Source organism: Mesorhizobium sp., from assembly GCF_024509055.1.
GTDB lineage: Bacteria > Pseudomonadota > Alphaproteobacteria > Rhizobiales > Rhizobiaceae > Mesorhizobium.
This window is the reverse complement of the sequence record NZ_JANINM010000137.1, coordinates 1-4197: the sequence shown is the minus strand read 5'-3', so window position 1 is coordinate 4197 and position 4197 is coordinate 1. Positions and strand designations below refer to the sequence as shown.

Sequence of the window (4197 nt, the reverse complement as noted above, 5' to 3'; positions counted from 1 at the left end):
GCCTTGATCTTCTCCCACATGCCTTTGGCCATGCCTGCGCTGCGCGCCTTCTCGTCGCCGAAGACATGCGGATGGCGGCGGATCATTTTCGTGGTGATGGCCTCCACGACATCGTCGAATGCGAACTCGCCGATCTCCTGCGCCATCTGTGCGTGGTAGACGACCTGGAGGAGCAGATCGCCCAGTTCCTCGCGCAAATCGTCGAAATCGCCGCGCGCGATCGCGTCGGCCACCTCATAGGCTTCCTCGATCGTGTAGGGCGCGATGGTCGAGAAATTCTGCTCGACATCCCACGGGCAGCCGGTCTTCGGCGCCCGCAGCGCCGCCATGATCTCGATCAGCCGGGAAATGTCCTTGGAGGGCTTCATGGCGTAGAGCCTATCCCGTGCCGTGCAAGCCGACCAACGGCCCGGCGCGACTTGTCCACAGCTGTCCGAGCCTCAGTCGAGGACGGAGACGATCGCCTTGGCGAGGTCGTCCATGCCGTCCTCCGGCAAACCGGCGACATTGATGCGGCTGTCGCCCACCATGTAGACGGCATGCTCGGCGCGCAGACGCTCGACCTGCGCCTCAGTCAGGCCAAGGCGGGAAAACATGCCGCGGTGGCTGGCGACGAAATCGAAGCGGTCGGAATTGGATTGCCGGCGCAAGGCTTCGGCGAAGGCGACACGCAGCCTCAGCATACGCAGCCGCATTTCCTCAAGCTCCGACTCCCAGTCGGCCTTCAACGCCGCGTCTTCCAGCACCATGCGCACGGCCGCAGCGCCATGGTCCGGCGGCATCGAATAGAGGGCGCGGGCAGCGGCCAGCATCTGGCTCATCGCCACATCCGCCTGGGCGCCGTCCTTGGCCATGATCATGGCGGCGCCCACACGGTCGCGATAGACGGCGAAGTTCTTCGAGCAACTCGAAGCGACAACCATCTCCGGCACTTTTTCAGCGAGCAGCCGAAGGCCGGCCGCGTCAGCGTCCAGCCCCTCGCCGAAGCCCTGATAGGCGATGTCGACGAACGGCAAGAGCCCCCGCTCCAGGAGCACATCGGCGACCTTCGCCCACTGCCCGGCATCCAGGTTGGCGCCGGTCGGGTTGTGGCAGCAGCCATGCAGCAGCACGACATCACCGCTTTTCGCCGTGCGCAGCGCGGCCAGCATGTCGTCGAAGCGGACCGCCCCCGAGGCTGCGTCGAAATAGGGGTACTCGCGGACCTGCAGGCCGGCGGCACGCATCACCGGCAGATGGTTCGGCCAGGTCGGATCGGACACCCACACCGTCGCGCCGGAGCGCGTGCGCTGCAGGAGTTCGGCCACCAGCCGGAGCGCGCCCGATCCGCCCGGCGCCTGTGCCGCGCGAATGCGCGAAAGGTCGGCCTTCCCGCCGAAGGCTAGCTTGATCATGGCGGCGTTGAAACCCGTGTCGCCGGCAAGGCCGAGATAAGTCTTGGTGTCCTGCGTCGCGAGCAGCCGCTTTTCCGCCTCGCGCACCGCTCGTATCACCGGGGTCCTGCCTTCGCGGTCTTTGTAGACGCCGACGCCGAGGTCCACCTTTCCGGGGCGCGTATCGGCCTTGTAGGCCCCGATCAGGGCAAGGATCTTGTCGGCGGGCGCGGGCTGCAGGTCTTCGAACATCGATCAGGCTCCAATGGCGGCGGATTGATACGCAAATCGCCGGTTTGGCGCCAGCGGTTTCCTGCCTGGCCAGATCGTGATGGAGGCTAACAACTCCGCCGAAGGCCAAAGCCCGTCGAAAAATGACAGGGCTAAGGGATTAAAATCCCCACATGCTCCGTAAACAGGGCATGAAACGGTCGATGACACGCTTCGATATCGTTGGGCAGCTTGGCTCGTTGCGCCGCTATGCGCGCTCGCTGACGCGCGACAGCACCGACGCCGAGGATCTGGTGCACGATGCGCTGGTGCGCGCCTACGAGCGGCGCGGCACCTTTCGCTCGGGCGGCAACCTGCGCGCCTGGCTTTTGGCGATCGTGCACAACACCTTCATCGACCGCGTACGCTCGCGACGGTCAGAGGCGGCGCGGATCGAGCAGGCCGGACATCTTGCCGACACCAGCGTGCCGCCATCCCAAGAGCATTCGGTGCGCCTGTCGCAGGTGCGCGAGGCCTTCCTGGCGCTGCCTGAAGAACAGCGTTCGGCCCTGCACCTCGTCGTCATCGAAGGACTGAGCTACGGCGAGGCGGCTCAGGTCAGCAGCGTCCCGCTGGGAACACTGATGTCGCGTATTGGCCGGGCGCGCGCGGCGCTGCGCGAGATGGAGCAGGGCGCTCCGGGGCGAGGCAAGAACCATTTGCGGATCGTGGGAGGTGACTCATGACGGCCAGTATCGATCCCGTAACCGATGCCGATCTCGACGCTTATGTCGACGACCAGCTTGAGGTTGCCCGCCGCATCGAGGTCGAGGCGTACCTGTCCGCGCGCCCGGAAACCGCCGCGCGCGTGATGTCGGACCTGAGGATGCGCGACGAGTTGCGCATGGCGCTTGCCGGCTCGAGCGGCATGGCGCGGCCGGCGACCACCGAGGCGGCGCGCCGGCTGGAGAGGGGGCTTGCCCAGGGCCGTATCTTCGCCGTCCTGCAGCGCGCCGCGGCCGCGGCGCTGCTGGTCGGCGCCGGCTGGCTGGCAAATAGCATATTCGGGTCGATCGCCGTCACCAAGGTCGTCGCCTCGACGCAGCCGCCGGCCTATGTCGAGGAGGCGGTGAGCGCGCACAGGACGACGCTGGTGCGCGAGGCGATGCCGTCCCAAGCGGAAGCGCCGGGCTACAACGCCGACGAAATCCGTGCAGCGACAGCGATCGTCATGCCGTCGCTGCCCGCGGATTGGAAGATCCGCGACGTGCAGGTCTATCCGTCACGCTTCGGGCCGAGCGTCGAGATGGCGCTCGAAACGAAGGATCTCGGGCTCGTCTCGCTGTTTGCCATCAGGCCGGGCACCTTCGATGTGGTGAAGCCGACCGTGGTGCCCTCGGGCGATATCTCTTCGGCCTATTTCCAGATCGGCGAGGTTGCCTACGCGGTCGTCGGCCGCAGCGATGCCGGCAATCTCGACCGCGCCGCCGAGAAACTGGCCAGAACCCTTTACTGAAACACCGAAACGAACCGTCCCAACCAAGGAGAACCAAATGAACAGCCCCAATCTGGGATATCGAATGGGCACCGGCGTCCAGGCCGGGGCAGTCTATGACGAGGGCCTGCGCCAGCACATGCTGCGCGTCTATAACTACATGGGCCTCGGCCTCGTGGTCACCGGCGTCGTCGCCTTCGCCGTATCCTCTACGCCGGCGCTCTATGTGCCGATCTTCTCCAGTCCGCTGAAGTGGGTGGTGATGCTGGCGCCGCTCGCCTTCGTCATGCTGTTCTCTTTCAAGATGCAGACGATGTCGGCGGCCAGCGCGCAGGCCATGTTCTGGGCTTTCTGTGGCGTCATGGGCCTTTCGCTGGCGTCGGTGTTCCTGGTCTTCACCGGAACGAGCATCGCGCGCACATTCTTCATCGCCGCCACCATGTTCGGCGCCACCAGCCTCTATGGCTACACGACCAGGCGCGACCTGACGCAGTTCTCGTCCTTCCTGATCATGGGCCTGATCGGCGTGGTGATCGCGAGCCTCGTCAACCTGTTCCTCGGCTCGACCGCGCTGCAGTTCGCCATCTCGGTGATCGGTATCGCCGTCTTCATCGGCCTGACCGCATGGGACACGCAGACGATCAAGGAGCAGTATGCCGAGAACTTCGACGCGGAATCGCAACAGAAGCTCGCTGTCTTCGGCGCTTTCTCGCTTTATCTGAACTTCATCAACATCTTCCAGCTGCTGCTGAACTTCACCGGCGAGCGCGAATAGCCGCCTGAGCTTTCCGGGCATCTCCTAATGCCCGGACAAGACGGGCGCCGGCTCTCCCGAGGGGCCGGCGCCCGTGCCTGGTCGGCTCCGCAGGGGGTGTGTTTGCCGGCCAGGCCCCCATTTTCAAGCTGCCTTCTTCACAGCCAGCGCGCCGAAACCAGAAATGGCGCCGCCTTCGTGCGTGTCCGGCAAAAGCATCCGGAAAACATGAGCTTAGACTGACTGCAGTCCTGATTCCACCGACCTCGCTTGAGTCCTGCCTCGCTTTTGCTAACCTGCGGCCATATCAGCCACCCACGAGGGCGCATGGAACAGGTGACGCTTCATGGCGACGGCATCTCGGC

General features: G+C 65.1%; 5 protein-coding genes. 3 read left to right on the top strand and 2 right to left on the bottom strand.

Annotated elements, in window-relative coordinates; genetic code table 11:
• Positions 1 to 368, bottom strand: a 368-nt coding sequence (locus Q0L57_RS07180) for a MazG family protein (protein WP_296740347.1), incomplete at its 3' end; no start/stop codon positions are given.
• Between the two features lie 72 nt (positions 369 to 440).
• Positions 441 to 1625 carry an amino acid aminotransferase gene (locus Q0L57_RS07175; protein ID WP_296740344.1) on the bottom strand — a complete coding sequence of 395 codons (1185 nt, stop codon included), beginning with the start codon at positions 1623 to 1625 and terminating at the stop codon, positions 441 to 443.
• Positions 1626 to 1807: 182 nt separating this feature from the next.
• Here Q0L57_RS07175 and Q0L57_RS07170 point away from each other — a divergent pair, with 182 nt between their 5' ends.
• The 3 genes from Q0L57_RS07170 to Q0L57_RS07160 are packed head-to-tail and all read left to right on the top strand — an operon-like array spanning position 1808 to position 3853.
• Positions 1808 to 2329, top strand: coding sequence for a sigma-70 family RNA polymerase sigma factor (locus tag Q0L57_RS07170; RefSeq protein ID WP_296740342.1), 522 nt, complete (start codon positions 1808 to 1810; stop codon positions 2327 to 2329).
• Positions 2326 to 3099 carry an anti-sigma factor gene (locus Q0L57_RS07165; RefSeq protein WP_296740339.1) on the top strand — a complete coding sequence of 258 codons (774 nt, stop codon included), beginning with the start codon at positions 2326 to 2328 and terminating at the stop codon, positions 3097 to 3099. The genes Q0L57_RS07170 and Q0L57_RS07165 overlap by 4 nt, the downstream gene beginning before the upstream one ends.
• Before the next feature lie 37 nt (positions 3100 to 3136).
• Entirely contained in the window at positions 3137 to 3853 is a 717-nt protein-coding gene (locus tag Q0L57_RS07160; RefSeq protein WP_296740338.1) for a Bax inhibitor-1/YccA family protein, read from the top strand.
• The last annotated feature ends 344 nt before the right edge of the window (positions 3854 to 4197 follow it).

Bases quoted from the DNA above. Each gene is read 5' to 3' on its own strand.
- Q0L57_RS07175 (WP_296740344.1), bottom strand. From the start codon at position 1,625: ATGTTCGAAGACCTGCAGCCCGCGCCCGCCGACAAGATCCTTGCCCTG.
- Q0L57_RS07170 (WP_296740342.1), top strand. From the start codon at position 1,808: ATGACACGCTTCGATATCGTTGGGCAGCTTGGCTCGTTGCGCCGCTAT.
- Q0L57_RS07165 (WP_296740339.1), top strand. From the start codon at position 2,326: ATGACGGCCAGTATCGATCCCGTAACCGATGCCGATCTCGACGCTTAT.
- Q0L57_RS07160 (WP_296740338.1), top strand. From the start codon at position 3,137: ATGAACAGCCCCAATCTGGGATATCGAATGGGCACCGGCGTCCAGGCC.